This is a genomic window from Sphingobacterium sp. UBA7631, from assembly GCF_002483935.1.
GTDB classification, from domain to species: Bacteria; Bacteroidota; Bacteroidia; order Sphingobacteriales; family Sphingobacteriaceae; genus Sphingobacterium; species Sphingobacterium multivorum.
The window spans coordinates 56158-71772 of the sequence record NZ_DLIX01000006.1 but is presented as its reverse complement, the minus strand read 5'-3'; the positions used below and the strand labels follow the sequence as shown (position 1 = coordinate 71772).

The 15615-nt window shown below is 37.5% G+C and carries 15 protein-coding genes and 2 tRNA genes; 11 read left to right on the top strand and 6 right to left on the bottom strand.

Annotated elements, in window-relative coordinates; genetic code table 11:
* Positions 1 to 27: 27 nt before the first annotated feature.
* On the bottom strand, positions 28 to 831 hold the full coding sequence (locus tag B3P16_RS10715; protein ID WP_070563085.1) for a DUF4292 domain-containing protein: 804 nt from the start codon (positions 829 to 831) through the stop codon (positions 28 to 30).
* Positions 821 to 2542: a tetratricopeptide repeat protein gene (locus B3P16_RS10710; protein ID WP_286753107.1), complete on the bottom strand. Its 1722-nt coding sequence runs from the start codon at positions 2540 to 2542 to the stop codon at positions 821 to 823. The genes B3P16_RS10715 and B3P16_RS10710 overlap by 11 nt, the downstream gene beginning before the upstream one ends.
* Before the next feature lie 235 nt (positions 2543 to 2777).
* Between B3P16_RS10710 and rplM the strand changes: the two genes are divergently transcribed.
* From rplM to B3P16_RS10680, 6 genes are all read left to right on the top strand, one after another.
* Positions 2778 to 3221, top strand: a complete 444-nt coding sequence (gene rplM, locus B3P16_RS10705; protein WP_046671993.1) for a 50S ribosomal protein L13 — start codon at positions 2778 to 2780, stop codon at positions 3219 to 3221.
* Between the two features lie 11 nt (positions 3222 to 3232).
* Positions 3233 to 3619 (top strand): 30S ribosomal protein S9, encoded by a 387-nt coding sequence (rpsI, locus tag B3P16_RS10700; protein WP_070563091.1) that lies wholly within the window; start codon positions 3233 to 3235, stop codon positions 3617 to 3619.
* Between the two features lie 18 nt (positions 3620 to 3637).
* Positions 3638 to 4435 carry a 30S ribosomal protein S2 gene (gene rpsB / locus B3P16_RS10695; protein WP_070563093.1) on the top strand — a complete coding sequence of 266 codons (798 nt, stop codon included), beginning with the start codon at positions 3638 to 3640 and terminating at the stop codon, positions 4433 to 4435.
* Positions 4436 to 4630: 195 nt separating this feature from the next.
* Positions 4631 to 5467, top strand: coding sequence for a translation elongation factor Ts (gene tsf, locus B3P16_RS10690; RefSeq protein WP_070563096.1), 837 nt, complete (start codon positions 4631 to 4633; stop codon positions 5465 to 5467).
* A gap of 188 nt (positions 5468 to 5655) precedes the next feature.
* The gene (locus B3P16_RS10685; RefSeq protein WP_115049397.1) at positions 5656 to 6519 is read left to right on the top strand and encodes an SDR family oxidoreductase; all 864 of its coding nucleotides are present in this window, start codon (positions 5656 to 5658) and stop codon (positions 6517 to 6519) included.
* Positions 6520 to 6658: 139 nt separating this feature from the next.
* Entirely contained in the window at positions 6659 to 7480 is an 822-nt protein-coding gene (locus B3P16_RS10680) for a helix-turn-helix domain-containing protein (RefSeq protein WP_083295829.1), read from the top strand.
* Here B3P16_RS10680 and B3P16_RS10675 read toward each other — a convergent pair.
* A complete protein-coding gene (locus tag B3P16_RS10675) occupies positions 7477 to 7737 on the bottom strand; it encodes a hypothetical protein (RefSeq protein ID WP_070563105.1) in 261 nt (86 codons plus the stop codon). The genes B3P16_RS10680 and B3P16_RS10675 overlap by 4 nt on opposite strands.
* A 195-nt stretch (positions 7738 to 7932) precedes the next feature.
* On the opposite strand from B3P16_RS10675, the gene B3P16_RS10670 reads away from it, so the two are divergent.
* From B3P16_RS10670 to B3P16_RS10660, 3 genes are all read left to right on the top strand, one after another.
* Positions 7933 to 8316 carry a hypothetical protein gene (locus tag B3P16_RS10670; RefSeq protein WP_070563107.1) on the top strand — a complete coding sequence of 128 codons (384 nt, stop codon included), beginning with the start codon at positions 7933 to 7935 and terminating at the stop codon, positions 8314 to 8316.
* Positions 8317 to 8474: 158 nt separating this feature from the next.
* Entirely contained in the window at positions 8475 to 9251 is a 777-nt protein-coding gene (locus tag B3P16_RS10665) for an ABC transporter ATP-binding protein (RefSeq protein ID WP_070563110.1), read from the top strand.
* 1 nt (position 9252) lies between these two features.
* Positions 9253 to 10932: a hypothetical protein gene (locus tag B3P16_RS10660; protein WP_070563111.1), complete on the top strand. Its 1680-nt coding sequence runs from the start codon at positions 9253 to 9255 to the stop codon at positions 10930 to 10932.
* 94 nt (positions 10933 to 11026) lie between these two features.
* On the opposite strand, the gene B3P16_RS10655 is transcribed toward B3P16_RS10660, so the two are convergent.
* From B3P16_RS10655 to B3P16_RS10645, 3 genes are all read right to left on the bottom strand, one after another.
* Positions 11027 to 12943, bottom strand: coding sequence for a peptide-N-glycosidase F-related protein (locus B3P16_RS10655; protein WP_070563114.1), 1917 nt, complete (start codon positions 12941 to 12943; stop codon positions 11027 to 11029).
* A gap of 135 nt (positions 12944 to 13078) precedes the next feature.
* Positions 13079 to 13152 (bottom strand) — tRNA-Met (locus B3P16_RS10650).
* 293 nt (positions 13153 to 13445) lie between these two features.
* A tRNA-Met gene (locus tag B3P16_RS10645) sits at positions 13446 to 13519 on the bottom strand.
* 66 nt (positions 13520 to 13585) lie between these two features.
* Here B3P16_RS10645 and B3P16_RS10640 point away from each other — a divergent pair.
* The gene (locus B3P16_RS10640; protein WP_070563117.1) at positions 13586 to 13963 is read left to right on the top strand and encodes an START-like domain-containing protein; all 378 of its coding nucleotides are present in this window, start codon (positions 13586 to 13588) and stop codon (positions 13961 to 13963) included.
* Positions 13964 to 14065: 102 nt separating this feature from the next.
* Complete coding sequence (locus tag B3P16_RS10635; RefSeq protein WP_070563119.1) at positions 14066 to 15550, top strand: LptF/LptG family permease; 1485 nt, start codon at positions 14066 to 14068, stop codon at positions 15548 to 15550.
* Positions 15551 to 15615 lie beyond the last annotated feature (65 nt).

Below are 15615 nucleotides of genomic sequence, written 5' to 3'. Positions count from 1 at the left end.
ATAAATCTAAAGGAAATAGACAGCTTCTCATCGGATTACTTTGTAACGTGACGATACTGAAAAAGGCATTTCGACTGGTTCATTAAAAGTCACTTTGTTAAAATTTATCTCTGTTTTTATCTCTTGACGACCATCAGAAATGATCATTTTTAAAAGCATCGGAAATTCTTGTCCAGAGGCCATGGCATATTCACCGTAATTGGCCTCCAGCAATTGTTTTTTTGAAAGTTGCGCTAATCTAAACTGATAAGGCCTATTGTTATTATTTAACTTATATAAAAAATCTAGTTCATTCAGTTTGCCATCCAACTGGACAGACATCGAGTCCTGTTTAAAATTAACCTGATCAATATCGGACAATAGATTCACCGAAAGATTGGCTAGCAACAAATCCTGTAGATTTCCGAAAGTTAAATCCGGACTGGCAAAACGATATAGGTAGTCAAATGGCTTAACCATATATTCGCTCTGAAACTTATTTAAGATTTGTACACTGTCTGGAGTGATCAATACCCGGGCAACCTCTATACCCAGTGTAGCAGAAATGGAAATCCAGATCCTTTTATCTTTCTCTATTCGAATAGTAGAAGTGACATCATAATTGTCCTTCCCAAGATCGAGACGCATCTTCGCTTTTCCAGAAAAAGTAGAATAATTCAAATTGGTCAAAAAAAGATCACGTAAGCTATTCTTTTTCGCCTCCCTTGTATTATCTTTTATGGTCAACTCGTTTTCAGCTTTAAGGTCAGCACCTTTTAGTAGTTTCTTCTTAGAACTACAAGAAGAAAGCAGCAACACAACAGCACTAACCCAAACAATTTTATTCCACATAGCTTTTAGTCTCAATCTTCTTTTTCAATTTCAGCTTACCCTCCTCCGTATCAGCTCCCTTTTCTAAAGCGAGGTTCCACTGCTTAACGGCATCCGTTGTTTTCCCTAACTTAATCAAAATGTCGCCATAGTGTTCCAGTAATACCGCCGTTTGCGGATTTGTATTTTTTAACGCTTTTTGAATCCATACTAGTGCGTCATCATATTTTCCATTTGCAAAAAGTACCCAAGCATAGGTATCTTCAAAAGTTCCATTATTGGGCTGCAATTTCGTCGCCATTGCGGCATACTTTGTAGCTTCATCAAGTCGTTCTTTTCTTAACGACAAATAGTATGCTAAATTGTTCATCGCCGTCACATTTGTACTATCCAATCGAATAGCTTCGATGTAAGCCGCGTCAGAGGCTTTATACATCTGAAGTGAATTATAAATATCACCTAATCCCCCATAAATATTTGCTTGTAGAAAAGGCGATTCATCCTGTGCATTATTAAGTGCAGCCTCCATAAACTTTCGGCTATTTTCCATGTCTTTTTTCATCAAATAGGCCATACTCGTAAAATAGAGTATGGTCGCATTATTGGCCACATAGTGTAACGCTTCCCCACCATGTGCAATGGCTTGATCAAATTCACCTTTGTCCATATCCAAACTCATCAGCATCCGCCAAGCATCGATCTGGTAGGGGTTCATACTCACGGCTACCGCTAGTGAACTTTGAGCAGCGGACTTATCGTCTCTCAACCATAACACTTGTCCCTTTGCCATATGGCTTTCGGCAATACGTGGATGAACTTCAACCAAGATATTCACCAATTCCAAAAGTTGGTCTTTTGTATAGGGACCTTTCGGATTCAACAAGGTCATTATAATCCGATTCTTATCTGCAAAATCAACTTTCTTAGATTGAAATCCTTGCTTAAGTGCATCAAAAGATAATTTCAGCTTTTTATCAAATCGATAGAGATCAGCCAAATCGAAATAAAGAAAATCCTCTTTTGTCGTCTGAATTCCTTTATTAATGTAGTCCAATGCAAGCTTCGAGTTTTTGGAAAGATTATAGGCTTGCGCTAATTGTCCATACACTTGAGCCAGCGAAGTCCCTTTGTCTGCCCAGGGCTTCAAAAGATCAATGACAGCTTTATAATTACCGGCATCATTTAACAACACACTGCCAACCATGTCCAATGTATCAGAAGCGACAGCGATCTCTTTGGTTTTATAGAAATACTCCAAAGCCACATCCTTGTACCCACCATTGAAAAGGAGCATGATACGCTCCCGTTTTAGTGAGGCAGTATTATTGTCATCTCGATCTATCAACTTATCGAGATAGATTAAAGCACTATCCGCGTCGTTTTTACTTTTAAATGCATCTACAGCAAAACTTAGATATTCCGGCTTCGACTGAATATTCAGCGCTTCTTTTATAGCTTCGATCGCTCCATCTTGATTTCTCATCTGCGCAAGAAGAATTGCCTTTGTAAAATAGATGTCATCGGCTTGTGGGTAATCTGCGATTATAGCATCCAAAGAATCCATCCCGGGGCCAATTTTTCCTTGCTTCAATATTTCCTGTACGTTTTTGAGTCGTGCATCGTAAGGTTTAGGCTTATTATCCGAAGATTGCGCCTTTAATGAGCCCAGTGCTACTAGGAGTAAACCAATAAAACTTAAAAAAAATCGTTTATCTAAAAAATTCAATCTCATCTACTTCCGCTATAATAATTTAAAAATTCTTCCTGCAATATACTAACTAATGTAACAATATTCATTCGAGGAAGTTGTAAAAATATTGAGATTAGTGGGGCTCGCTTGAAATTCAACTCGTTTTCAACAAAATAAGCAAAATAGATTTTAAAATATAGAATAATAGATGTACCTTTGCAGACCCTTGAGATAAGGGGAAGAAAAATTTTTTAATAAATTATTTAAACAAAAGCAAGTGAATACGTTAAGTTACAAAACTGTCTCTGCCAACAAGAACACCGTTAACAAAGAGTGGATCGTTGTTGACGCTGAAGGAGAGATTTTGGGGCGTTTGGCGAGCAACATCGCGAAAGTAATTCGTGGTAAGCATAAGCCTACATTCACCCCACACGTAGACTGTGGAGATAACGTGATTGTTATCAATGCAGACAAAATTAAATTGACAGGAAACAAATTAGGCGACAAAGTTTACGTACGCTACACTGGATACCCAGGTGGTCAACGTTTCGTTTCTCCTAAAGAGTTAATGGCTAAATTTCCTGAACGCATTATTGAAAAAGCTGTTCGTGGTATGCTTCCTAAAAACCGTTTAGGTCGTCAATTGTTTAAAAACCTTTACGTTTATGCTGGTACTGAGCACAAGCATGAAGCACAAAATCCAAAACCAGTTAAATTTTAAGGAGAATCGTCATGTCAACAACTAACACTTCAGGAAGAAGAAAAACTGCTGTTGCCCGCATTTACTTAACTGCTGGTAGCGGAAACATTATCATAAACGGTAAAGACTACAAAGAGTATTTCCCAACATTACCTTTGCAATACATCGCTACACAGTCATTGAACGTAGCTGGTGAATTAGCAAACTTTGATGTAAAAGTAAACGTTAACGGAGGTGGTGTTAAAGGTCAAGCAGAAGCTGTTCGCTTAGCGATCGCAAAAGCTTTGGTTGAGCTTAACCCAGAAGTTAAACCTGCATTACGCGCTAAAGGTTTAGTAACACGTGATGACCGCATGGTTGAACGTAAGAAACCAGGACGTCGTAAAGCTCGTAGAAGATTCCAATTCAGTAAACGTTAATCAAAGGAGGATCAAAAAATGGCAAGAACTACTTATCAAGATTTATTGGATGCAGGTGTGCACTTTGGTCACCTTACACGTAAATGGGATCCGAAAATGGCTAAGTACATTTTCATGGAACGCAACGGTATCCACATCATTGACTTGAACAAAACTCTTACGAAATTAGAAGAAGCTGCTTCAGCTATCAAACAAATCGTAAAATCAGGTCGCAAAGTTTTATTCGTCGCTACGAAAAAACAAGCAAAAGAGATCATCGCACAACAAGCAAAAGAGGTTAATATGCCTTTTGTAACTGAGCGTTGGTTAGGTGGTATGCTTACAAACTTCGCTACAGTTCGTAAGTCTATCAAAAAAATGTCTAACATTGACAAAATGCAAAAAGATGGTACATATGATGTATTGTCTAAAAAAGAGAAGTTGATGATTCAACGTGAGCGTATCAAATTAGAAAACCTTTTAGGAGGTATCGCTGATTTGAACCGTTTACCAGCTGCTTTATTCATCATCGATGTGAAAAAAGAACACATCGCTGTTTCTGAAGCAATGAAATTGAACATCCCTACTTTTGCAATGGTAGATACAAACTCTGATCCTTCAAACATTGATTTCCCAATCCCAGCAAATGATGACGCTAGTAAATCTATTAGTTTAATCGCCGGTATCATTGGTCAAGCAATCCAAGAAGGTTTGGACGAGCGCAAACGCGACAAAGAAGAAGAAGCTGAAAAAGATGCTGCTGCTGCTAAAGCAAAAGTTGATAATAGTGATGCTTCAGAAGCTAAACGTCCTCGCAAAGCGAAAGACGGAGAATAATATTTTTATTCCAAACCGGATGGCGTAGCGTTAGTTTCTGGAAAAGTTTACTTTTCTTGAACTAGCCTCTCTGTCCGGTTTTTTGGTTTAACAATACTCGTTTATCAAGAAATGTTAAACTTCATATTAGCTTAACATGTTTTAAGTTAATATTGTACAAATTTCAGTCGTAAATAATAATAAAAAGAAATAAACATGTCAGTACAAATTTCTGCATCAGATGTGAACAAATTGCGTCAACAAACTGGCGCTGGTATGATGGATTGTAAAAAAGCTTTAGTTGAGTCTAATGGTGACTTTGAAGCTGCTGTAGATTACTTGCGTAAAAAAGGCGCTAAAGTAGCTGCTAGCCGTCAAGATCGCGACTCTAACGAAGGTGTTATCATCGCTAAAGCTACTGCTGATGGTAAATCAGGTATCGTAGTTGAAGTTAATTGTGAAACTGACTTCGTAGCTAAAAACGCAGACTTCGTTGCTTTCGCTGAAAAAATTGCAGACGTTGCATTAAACAGTAAACCTGCTTCTTTGGAAGAATTAAAAGGTTTGGAACTTGATGGCAAAAACATCGCTGATTTATTAATCGAGCAAACTGGTGTAATTGGCGAGAAAATTGACGTTTCTAAATACGAAACTATCACTGCTGAAAAGGTTATCGCTTATATTCACGGTAACTACCGTTTAGGTGTATTAGTAGGTCTTTCTGCTGATGCTGCTGGTGCTGAAGAAGCAGGTAAAGATGTAGCAATGCAAATTGCCGCAATGAACCCTATCGCAATTGACAAAGATGGTGTTGATCAAAACACAATCGAGCGTGAAATCGCTATTGCTAAAGAGCAAATCATTGCTGAAGGTAAACCTGCTGAAATGGCTGAGAAAATCGCTCAAGGTAAATTGAATAAATTCTTCAAAGACACAACTTTGTTAAACCAAGAATTCGTAAAAGATTCTTCTAAAAACATCGCTCAATTCTTAGATTCAGTTTCCAAAGGATTAACTGTAACTGCTTTCAAACGCGTACAATTGGGCGCATAAGCATAATTCATTCTATTACCAGAATTGGAAATTTTTAAAACAGGAGCTATTCTTCGAATGGCTCCTGTTTTTGTTTATATCTCTTCTTTCATTTATTCCCGAACTATTTTTCACCGCTGGCCTTGGCTTTTATTTTATCCCAAATTTGTGTAACTTAAGGATACATAAAAACTGGACAGCATATGGGTATGTTAAAGGAAAACGCGTTAAAAGGAAAACGAATTTTGATTACGGGTGGTGGTACAGGCCTCGGAAAAGCCATGACAGATTACTTTCTCGAGCTTGGCGCCTCTTGCCTGATCACGAGCCGTAAAGATGATGTTATACAGCATACAGCGAACGAATTGTCGGAAAAATATCAGGCGAAATGTCTTGCAGTAGCTGGAGATGTCCGAAATTATGAGGATGTCGAGCGCGTCGTTTCCTTTGGATATGAACATTTTGGCGGGATAGATATCCTCATAAACAATGCTGCCGGAAATTTTATCTCCCCTACCGAACGTTTAAGCCACCGCGCCTTCGAATCTGTTATTGGTATCGTTCTCCAAGGTAGTATAAACTATACCCTAGCACTGGGCAAGCGTTGGATTGAGGCCAACGAACATAATAAAGCTATACTAAGTATCGTCACAACCTATGCTTGGACGGGTTCTGGCTACGTTGTTCCTTCTGCAACAGCTAAAGCCGGAGTTCTTGCATTAACTCGATCGTTAGCCGTTGAATGGGGAAAAAAAGGGATAAGACTCAATGCTATAGCTCCGGGTCCATTCCAAACTTCAGGTGCCATGGAACGGCTACTTCCAGGTGAATTAGGCGAACTTCTCTCGCCTACCAAACGTATCCCCTTGGGCCGCTTGGGCAAACTGGAGGAATTGGCCAACCTCGCGGCCTATCTGGTATCCGATTACGCCAGTTATATCAACGGTGATGTTATCACGATAGATGGCGGCGAGTGGCTTAAGGGAGCAGGTGAGTTCAATGGATTGGATATTATTCCTGAAGATCAATGGGATGCTATTGAACAGATGACCAGAAATGCAAAAAGCACCTGATAATCGTTTAAAATAACGAATGATTTATTTTATGGTGAATACGCAACTGTATTACATGCCGGTTTAAAAGAGGAAATAGCAAGGTCTTTAATCCATTTTTCTTAGGTTTGTAGCGATTATTCCAATAGAATCTGTACATATGATGAATTTATCTTTCGAATCTCAAAAAATCAAGCATAAAGAAAAATTAGAACTCAATAAAACGGGTTTTGATTTTGCGTTAGTTTATATAGCCGAAGGCACACTCGTATCGAAAGGGAATAACTTAAAATTTTCCAAAGAGAATTTACTTTTTTTGAATAAAGATTTCGAAACACTTGAGACAAAAAAAGATACAACTGCATTTGTACTCTATTTCTCCAACTCCTACTTTAAAGATCTGCACTTTATACAACAAAATTTTAGACTTACTCACAACCCGGTTGATATCTTTAACTCGAAGACATTGTTAAATAAGAGCCTATCCCTTAAAAAGGAAAATAAAAAACTGATCGAGCGGGTAATTTCGCTAATTCAACAATATGAGAGTGAAGATGAAGCGGCATCAATTTTTATATTCCACCAGACAATGTCCCTTTTCGCTTTAGTAGAAAATATATTGACAGATCTGGAGCTACCTATTAACGAGTCTTATGAATTGTCTCAAGAGATCGAGCAATACATACAGCAAAATATCTATTTCCCGGATAAATTACAAATCAAGTCGATTGCAGATCAGTTCCAAATTTCAGCAAATTATTTTGGGGCCTTTTTTAAAAAAAGATATTCAAAAAGCTACAAAGTGTATATAGACGATATTCGTATTAAACTAATTGAGGAGCGACTAGCATCCAATAGATACACGATGAAACAAATTGTAGAAGAACTCGGATTTAATGATGAAAGTCACCTAACCAATTTCTATAAGAAGAAAAGAAATATTACACCCAGCTCTTATAAAAGAGCTAAAAATAGTGCTTAATTGTCGAGTTGGATTACACCATTAAGATCGTGATTTAAAGAGCGTTGAATGGCTTCATCCAAAATAAGAATCTTCTTTCCTTGAAAGGTCGCTGCATCATGACTGTCAAAATTTGAGCTACTGGAATTAAAAGATTCCAATTTCATTGGGAAATAAATTGGGTTCTCATCTTCAGCCCGACCAATGGTCAATAAAATATTGTAGCCTTGTAGGCGTAAACTCTGTAAAGTCTGATAATTTAAACGCTTGAAGATCATAATTCCTATTTTAAAATAAAACAAACATATAATTATATTGTTTTACTGCTTTAACCATTTTTTGGATTTTATCTTTCCAAAAGAATCTTCACATTCCTGACCTCCTAGTGGCACTGGAACATTCGCTTTCACAGATAAATCAAAAACTTTTTTTTACGGGAACTGTTTTACAGATAAATAAAAATTAGCAGGATTATGTCGAAAAAAGAAAGTAAAAATGGGAAAGTCGAAGAAGACTATCCAGATAAAGAGCAGGACCTTGCTTTTAATGAAGAACTTGACAGTTATGAAATGGATGTCGATGACAACGATCCAGACTACGATCACCCGGCTGACTACGATACAGTAGCTGAAGGTGCAATTGATGATGATTCAACATACGATGACTCTAATCCTTTTGTCGGAGATGAGTATGCAACACAAGATGAACTCAAAGAGGAAGATCTAGATAATGCTAACATGCGAATCGAGACTTTTGATCATGAACGTTTATCTCCTTTGGACAAGAAATTAGCCGAGAACGAAGAAGATTTGAGAGATGATCTCGATGAAGAGGGATATCCTAAAAACGATAGATAGTTTTTCCGAAAATAACATAGTTTTTGAAGGGACCGGAAGGTCCCTTTTCCATGGATTAAAATAAAGACTTTCTTCTCAAAATTAGGAATCATATACTTTTCAATTGGAAACTATAACTCCAATTTTTTATGTAAGTTTACTTTGAAGATTATAATGATATGGAAAGTATATTACCTCTCATCCGGATTGTTGACCTAAAAAAATCATACGGAGAAAAAGAAATATTGAAAGGAATCAACCTCGACATATTCCCAGGTCAAGTTATCGGATATATTGGCCCAAATGGTGCCGGCAAATCCACTACTGTTAAAATATTAACAGGACTTATCGAGGACTTCACAGGCACTGTAGAAATAAATGGCATCAATATTCAAAAAGATCCACTTGCAGTAAAAGCATTATTGGGATATGTTCCCGAAAACGCAGAATTATATGATGTACTGACTCCCATGGAATACCTGGATTTTGTAGGTAAACTCTATGGAATGGAAGATAAAGTCATTCAGGAACGTTCCTTAAAACTGTTAGCGGCGTTTGGCCTTGAATCTAATGTAAATAATAGGATGGATACCTTCTCCAAAGGAATGCGTCAAAAAGTACTTTTAATTTCAGGAATTATTCATAACCCACAAATTATCGTGCTGGATGAACCATTATCTGGACTCGATGCTAATGCTGTTATCTTTGTTAAAGAACTTATCTCATTACTTGCAAAAGAAGGGAAAACAATTTTCTATTGTTCACATATGATGGACGTTGTTGAAAAAGTATCTGATCGAATCTTACTGATAAACCAGGGGAGCATCATTGCGGATGGTACGATTGAGGAACTAAAAACAGATCCTAACGAATCATTGGAGCATATATTTGCTAAATTAACCAATACGGGCAGCAGCGCATTGGACGCTTCCAATATCATTACAGCAATTCAATAACATGGAAAAATTTATCTTAAAATTTATCCTTCTTTTTCGTGGGGTTTGGAAAGGCTTAGGCATCAATTATGAACAGTTTAAGATCATCTTACAAACCAAAATAATCCTAGATAATCGAAAGCCTATTAGCTTTCGCAAACGTAGCTCGGGAAAATCATCTTCGTCGTCATCGATTTTACAATTCTTATTGTATCTCATCTTTGGCCTGATATTCATGGTCATTATTTTGTCGATTCCAGATAGGTACTTAGCCATTTCGATCATGCTACTCAGTTTCATTAGCATGTTAAGTATTACACTGGTGTCCGATTTTTCGCCCATACTATTAGATACTCGGGATCAGTATATCATTATGCCCAGACCAGTTAATGATAAGACTTTAGCTATTTCCCGAATAACTTTTATTTCAATCAAGCTTTTTAATCAAGTAATTGCGTTAACCTTACCTGTGCTTATTTATGTATCTTTCAATTGGGATATCGTCTCCGTCCTTCTTTTATGTCTGCAGCTTATACTAAGCACATTGATCGCGCTGATATTTGTCAACGGATTTTATCTGATTAGCATCAAATATCTCCCCATACAAAAGTTTAAAGATGTAATTACTTATATACAGATCGGTCTCTCACTGGTTCTTTTCCTATCCTATTATGTTGGCCCTAATTTGATTCAATCTATTGTAGAATCTCATTTAACGATGGAACAACTCAGATTTCTTTGGATATTCCCAAGTACCTGGATTGCATCATTTCAACCATTACTCTTTGGCAGCCACAGTGTACATATGGTCGTCTTATCAACATTAGGAATACTAACTCCTCTTGCTGGTATTTACGCTTGTACTAAGCTATTTTCACGTGGATTTAATGCGAAAATAGCTGCACTTGCAACCGCCGATAGCCTTCCTGGTGAAGCTTCACAATTAACTCGAAATAATCCATCCCAATTACCTTTATATAAAAGAATTTCCTCGAAGGTTTGCTCATCCCCCGTTGAAGAGGCAGGATTTAGCATTGTATGGCTGATAAGTTCTAAAACGAGAGAATTTAAGCAACAGCTATATCCTTCGTTGGCTTATCTACCTATTTATTTCGTTTTTTTATTTCTACGTACAGGAGACGATCTCCCAATAGCTGGCAAAATAGCGAAGCTTCGTGATTCAGGCTTGTATATAATTATGTTTTATCTTTCGTTATTAACCATACTAACCGTTTTCCAGCTTATTACGCAAAGTAATAAATATAAAGCGGCCTGGGTCTACCATGTGACTCCCATACAAAAACCAGGACAACTGATGACTGGAGTTCTTAAAGCATGTCTTATCAAATATGTTTTACCGTTCAACATTCTGTTTCTTTCTATCTGTGTACCACTATTTGGTCTCAGTTCTATTAATGATCTGCTATTATCTTCCGCTATTGGCGGTATCGAAAGTATTCTGATTATGCTTTTTATTGTCAAAAGCTATCCGTTTTCGAAGGCTAGTCAATCCAATTCAAAAGCAATAACTAATCTACTGATATTAGGTCTATTGGGTATTTTGGGATACTTACATAAAATCATTTTCCACTATGAAACACTAATTTGGATCTTAGCTGGACTTGCATGGTTCATCTTCTTTTTAATGCTGAAGTACTTACAGCGAGAAGACTGGAAAGGCTTAGCTTACGACGACAATTGATTAAACAGATGAAAAAAAGCTCCATAATGGAGCTTTTTTTATCAAATTCTTCAAAATCTAAGCACAAAATATCTTCACGCTTTTCTTTATCCGGTTATCTTTTATTTATTCGTCCTTTAAACTGGCTAATACCATCCATCAAAACTTCTACGATTATTCTTCCTGATGGTAAATGACTCACATCATAATTCAGCACAGCCTGTTGAATGGATTTGTATTCGTGTTTTTGCCACAAAACGCCATCAACCATAAAAAGCACAGTCATCTCACTCGGTTCATTGGAGACTACGCTTAGTTGAGTCTTATCCACAACCGACCTTGGATAAAGCGAAAAGGCATATTGCGTTGAACTTAGACCCGTCTCAAATCCACGTTTAGCATGGAAACTAAACATTTCGCCATTTCCACAATCGCTTTCAAAAGCATGAATAAGGTTTCCTTTCAAATCGAAGATTCGTAAATGGCCATCACCATTTTCAGGTTGTGCCCAAAACTGCAGTCCGTTACCTGCGGTATCGGCCAAAGAGAGTGAGTGGTTTCCCTCATTAAGGTGTAAAGTATCTCTATACATCGTTGCCGCAGCCAGTTGGGCGCCATTTTTGCGAAAGACCGTATCCTGCTTTGCATTAATTAGAAATATACGATTATCCGCCGGTTTATTATTGGTCATAAACTCCAAAACAAAATCAGTGGGAAATAGCTGCAGCGCGTTAAAGACGCTTTCCGCCTTATTGTCTATAGGCCACGCATCCGACTTGCCATTCGGTTTTAGAAGTGATACCGTAAATACATTCTCCTGATCTCTTTCTTGTATTTCTCCAGGCAGTATAACTTCTGCAACCTGATTAAAAGAAAGATTACCTTTCCAATGAAAAGTTCTGGCAGGGAATCCCTTCGTGCCATAAACAATTTCTAGGGTACGAATCGGCTCAGCACCTAAATTTCTGAAAGAGATCCTTGGGCCAACACTCGCCGGATTTAATCGAGAAAAACGCTGTTCATCACTTGGAACCATTATTGACTCAACGGCAACATCAACTTTTTGCTTAGGGGCAGAATATTGAAACAAGTAAGCGGATATATTTTCGACAGCCTGCACATTATCAGTCGCTGTATAAGGTTCCATCTGTAAGGCAATTTGATGGGTACCAACTTTAGTAAATACATCAATAAAATCAGGCTGCTGTAAATCTCCAGGACACCAATATGCGCGGTCATGTACCCAGGTCCCGCCTTGTGGATAAAGTGGATTACCCCCACATTTCTTCCACATATCACGTTTGTCCACAGTCTTTCCATCGAAGGTTAGTTCGCGCCACCGGCTACAGAATTCGCTACAGCCACGTGGTTTATCCATACCATGCCCTGTATGCTGAATGCGTATTCGGCTCAATGCTGCTCCCGCACTCGAGGTATATGTTATTGGCAGTAGATTTTCTGCTATCTTTTCGTTGACATCCCCATATTTATAGGCTTTATTCCACAGCGTTGTTATTCCCAATGGGGTAACAACTGGTGGACCTGATAAAATTTCAAAATCTACGGTAAGTGCCCATCCCACAGTCTTGTCCTCAAAACCAGAATGAGTATAGACAATTTCCACGCTATCCCTTAAGAAAGGAGCAAAATCAGTTACATCGACCTGCCACTTCCAACTCCATCCCTTATTGTAAATACTACCATATGGCGTAAGCATTCTTCCTAATTCATAATTTAGTGCTGGTCCATTTTTCCCTCCTTTACGACGTAATACGATGTGATCCAAATAGTCCCAATGCGCCGTGCGCAAACTATCCGGGCTCCCCAGCGTAACAAACATAGTAACCTTTCGTATAGGATAATTTTCTTTTGGAAATACTCCCCAAGCCGGGTAAGAATTCTCGCCTTTCTGTGCATCACATAGAATGGTTTTCCGTTGATGTGTAACGACGTGGCTTTTTGTGCCTTGTTGTGCAAAAACATGATGGCAGATAAAAAAGCAAAATAGGGTTAGTATAGGTCTTATATTCATTATTTAAATATTATCCATAAAACAATACAAAGATAGATGTAATCTTGCCAGCAGCGAAAAAAAGGAAATGCGATAAAAAGGAAATACATGCAATCATAAAAAAAGCATCAATCTTGTTAAGATTGATGCTTTTAGTAGCGGGGAGCAGAATCGAACTGCCGACCTTTGGGTTATGAATCCAACGCTCTAACCATCTGAGCTACCCCGCCGTTTCGGTATGCAAATATACCACTTCGTATGTCAATTCAAAAGATTTTTTTATTTTTTTACTGATTCTGGCCTATTTAAAACTTGTATTAAACACAACAAACTCATTTTTAACTCAATAAATTTAGCATTGAAAAATAGAAAATGAACTTAAAAAAATTGACAGCCCAAAAAACAACATGTTTATTAAAAAACGGGAGCAACTTTTTACAAAAAAACTTGCAATAACAAAATAAATATGTATTATTACAAATAATAAGTTGATGCAATAAAAAGCAATTTTGGAAGAGATTTGTAGCGGGGAGCAGAATCGAACTGCCGACCTTTGGGTTATGAATCCAACGCTCTAACCATCTGAGCTACCCCGCCATTTTTGGGAATGCAAATATAGCTTATTTTTGATTTAAACAAACTAAAATTTAAAAAAACATTTTTATGGCAGATAAAATAAAATTCCAACTAGAATATATCATCAACTCTTCACCTAGAATTTTATTTCCGTATTTGCAAGAACCAAACGAATTGGCACAATGGTTTGCAGATGATGTAAACTATAAAGACACCGTTTATACTTTCATTTGGGATGATGAACCTCACCGAGCAAAAATTGTAGCATCAAAAGAAAATAAATCTGTACGCTTTAAATGGCTAGATGATGATCCCTATTATTTCGATCTGGAGATCGATCAAGACGAGCTAACGAATGATGTTGCTCTTAAGATAACAGATTACGCTAAAGAAGAAGACCTTGAAAATAGAAAGTTAATTTGGAAAAATTCAATAGTCTATCTTCAAAGTGTTATAGGTGCATAAAAAAGCCTATCTTTGCAATATATTTCCACTAGGGGCTCCAGCAGGAGCTTCTTAGTTGGGAGATGCCTTAATGTAAAGGCATCAATTTGCTTTGCGTCACGGATGAAAAAGGTTCATTTACTTATTCTTCAAGCTTTCATAAAACCATTTATTGTCACATTCTTTATTGTGATGTTTGTCTTATTGATGCTTTTCCTATTCAAGTACATTGATGATTTGATTGGAAAAGGATTTGAATGGTATACCATCATGGAGCTAATTGGATATCAATGCGTTGTTCAAATCCAAATGGCAATGCCTTTATCCATGCTCCTTTCCTCCATTATGACTTTCGGAAATCTGGGTGAAAGCTATGAATTAGTTGCAATCAAGGCTGCAGGCGTATCTTTACGTAAAGCAATGACCCCGCTATTTATACTCGTTGCAATTTTCGCAACAAGTTCTTTTCTGTTCTCCGATTATATTCTCCCCGTAGTGAACCTAAAAATGGGTACGCTACTTACTGATGTACGTAATAAAAAGGCAGATTTCCTCATCAAACCCGGAATCTTTAACAACACCATTCCAGGTTACTCAATCCGCGCTAGAGGAAAAAACAAAGCGGGAACAATTCTCTATGACTTGATGATCTATGATCATCGTGGCGGTAATACAGCCAATAATGTACTTATGGCCAAAGAAGGGTATATCTATAACTCTCCTGACAACAATTATATGATCCTTAAACTTAAGGATGGTATCCGCTACGAGGAAGCACGGACTAAAAACTCCAAAACCTACGATCCACGCCAGCAATTTACGCGGTTTAAGTTTAAGGAAACAGAGCAAAAGTTTGATATGGGAAGTTTTCAACAGGGTAAAACTGACGAAAACCTCTTCAAGAGCCACCATGCCATGTTAAACCTGAAACAGTTAGACATGTACATCGATTCCAATCATATCAAAATAGACAGCATGGGAAAGGCAATCGTCCGTACATTAGACACCCGATATAATATCTATTCGAAATATTTTAGTGTGAATCAACCCGGACAGCCAAAGGTCAAAGAGGCTAAGATCAAACCTTTTAAAAATTTGCTTACCGATCTCGTTCCACAAGAACAACGAGCACAAATCACTATGAATGCGCTGAACCAGTTGAATTATTTAAAGGAAGATCTAAACGGCCGTACACTTGAATTTAAAGATTACAAATCGAAAGATATCCGTTATCGTATTGAATGGCATCGCAAGTTTACCCTAGCTGTCTCCTGTCTCTTACTATTTGCAATTGGAGCTCCACTAGGAGCCATTATCAGAAAAGGTGGACTTGGTCTTCCTGTGGTGATGGCCATCATTTTCTTTCTGATCTATCACATTATCTCTACAGTAGCAGAAAAAACAGCTAAAGATGGTGCCATATCATCAGCCGTTGGCATGTGGATGGCCATTATTGTCTTAACACCATTGGCCGCTTTTCTAACATACAAGTCAACGACAGATTCCGCGTTATTTGATATTGATCAATATAAATTAAAAGTAGAAGCCGCTTGGAAATGGATTAAGGAAAAGCTTGCAAAAAAGAATAAATTGAAAGAATCACATTAGATTGTGACAACGCTATTATAAATAAATTTAGATTCTACACTAACTTTGTACCAATTACAATATAT

Excerpts from the sequence above, each read along its gene's own strand:
- B3P16_RS10715 (WP_070563085.1), bottom strand. The coding sequence starts at position 831 with ATGTGGAATAAAATTGTTTGGGTTAGTGCTGTTGTGTTGCTGCTTTCT.
- B3P16_RS10710 (WP_286753107.1), bottom strand. The coding sequence starts at position 2,542 with ATGAGATTGAATTTTTTAGATAAACGATTTTTTTTAAGTTTTATTGGT.
- rpsI (WP_070563091.1), top strand. The coding sequence starts at position 3,233 with ATGTCAACAACTAACACTTCAGGAAGAAGAAAAACTGCTGTTGCCCGC.
- rpsB (WP_070563093.1), top strand. The coding sequence starts at position 3,638 with ATGGCAAGAACTACTTATCAAGATTTATTGGATGCAGGTGTGCACTTT.
- tsf (WP_070563096.1), top strand. The coding sequence starts at position 4,631 with ATGTCAGTACAAATTTCTGCATCAGATGTGAACAAATTGCGTCAACAA.
- B3P16_RS10685 (WP_115049397.1), top strand. The coding sequence starts at position 5,656 with ATGTTAAAGGAAAACGCGTTAAAAGGAAAACGAATTTTGATTACGGGT.
- B3P16_RS10680 (WP_083295829.1), top strand. The coding sequence starts at position 6,659 with ATGATGAATTTATCTTTCGAATCTCAAAAAATCAAGCATAAAGAAAAA.
- B3P16_RS10675 (WP_070563105.1), bottom strand. The coding sequence starts at position 7,737 with ATGATCTTCAAGCGTTTAAATTATCAGACTTTACAGAGTTTACGCCTA.
- B3P16_RS10670 (WP_070563107.1), top strand. The coding sequence starts at position 7,933 with ATGTCGAAAAAAGAAAGTAAAAATGGGAAAGTCGAAGAAGACTATCCA.
- B3P16_RS10665 (WP_070563110.1), top strand. The coding sequence starts at position 8,475 with ATGGAAAGTATATTACCTCTCATCCGGATTGTTGACCTAAAAAAATCA.
- B3P16_RS10660 (WP_070563111.1), top strand. The coding sequence starts at position 9,253 with ATGGAAAAATTTATCTTAAAATTTATCCTTCTTTTTCGTGGGGTTTGG.
- B3P16_RS10655 (WP_070563114.1), bottom strand. The coding sequence starts at position 12,943 with ATGAATATAAGACCTATACTAACCCTATTTTGCTTTTTTATCTGCCAT.
- B3P16_RS10640 (WP_070563117.1), top strand. The coding sequence starts at position 13,586 with ATGGCAGATAAAATAAAATTCCAACTAGAATATATCATCAACTCTTCA.
- B3P16_RS10635 (WP_070563119.1), top strand. The coding sequence starts at position 14,066 with ATGAAAAAGGTTCATTTACTTATTCTTCAAGCTTTCATAAAACCATTT.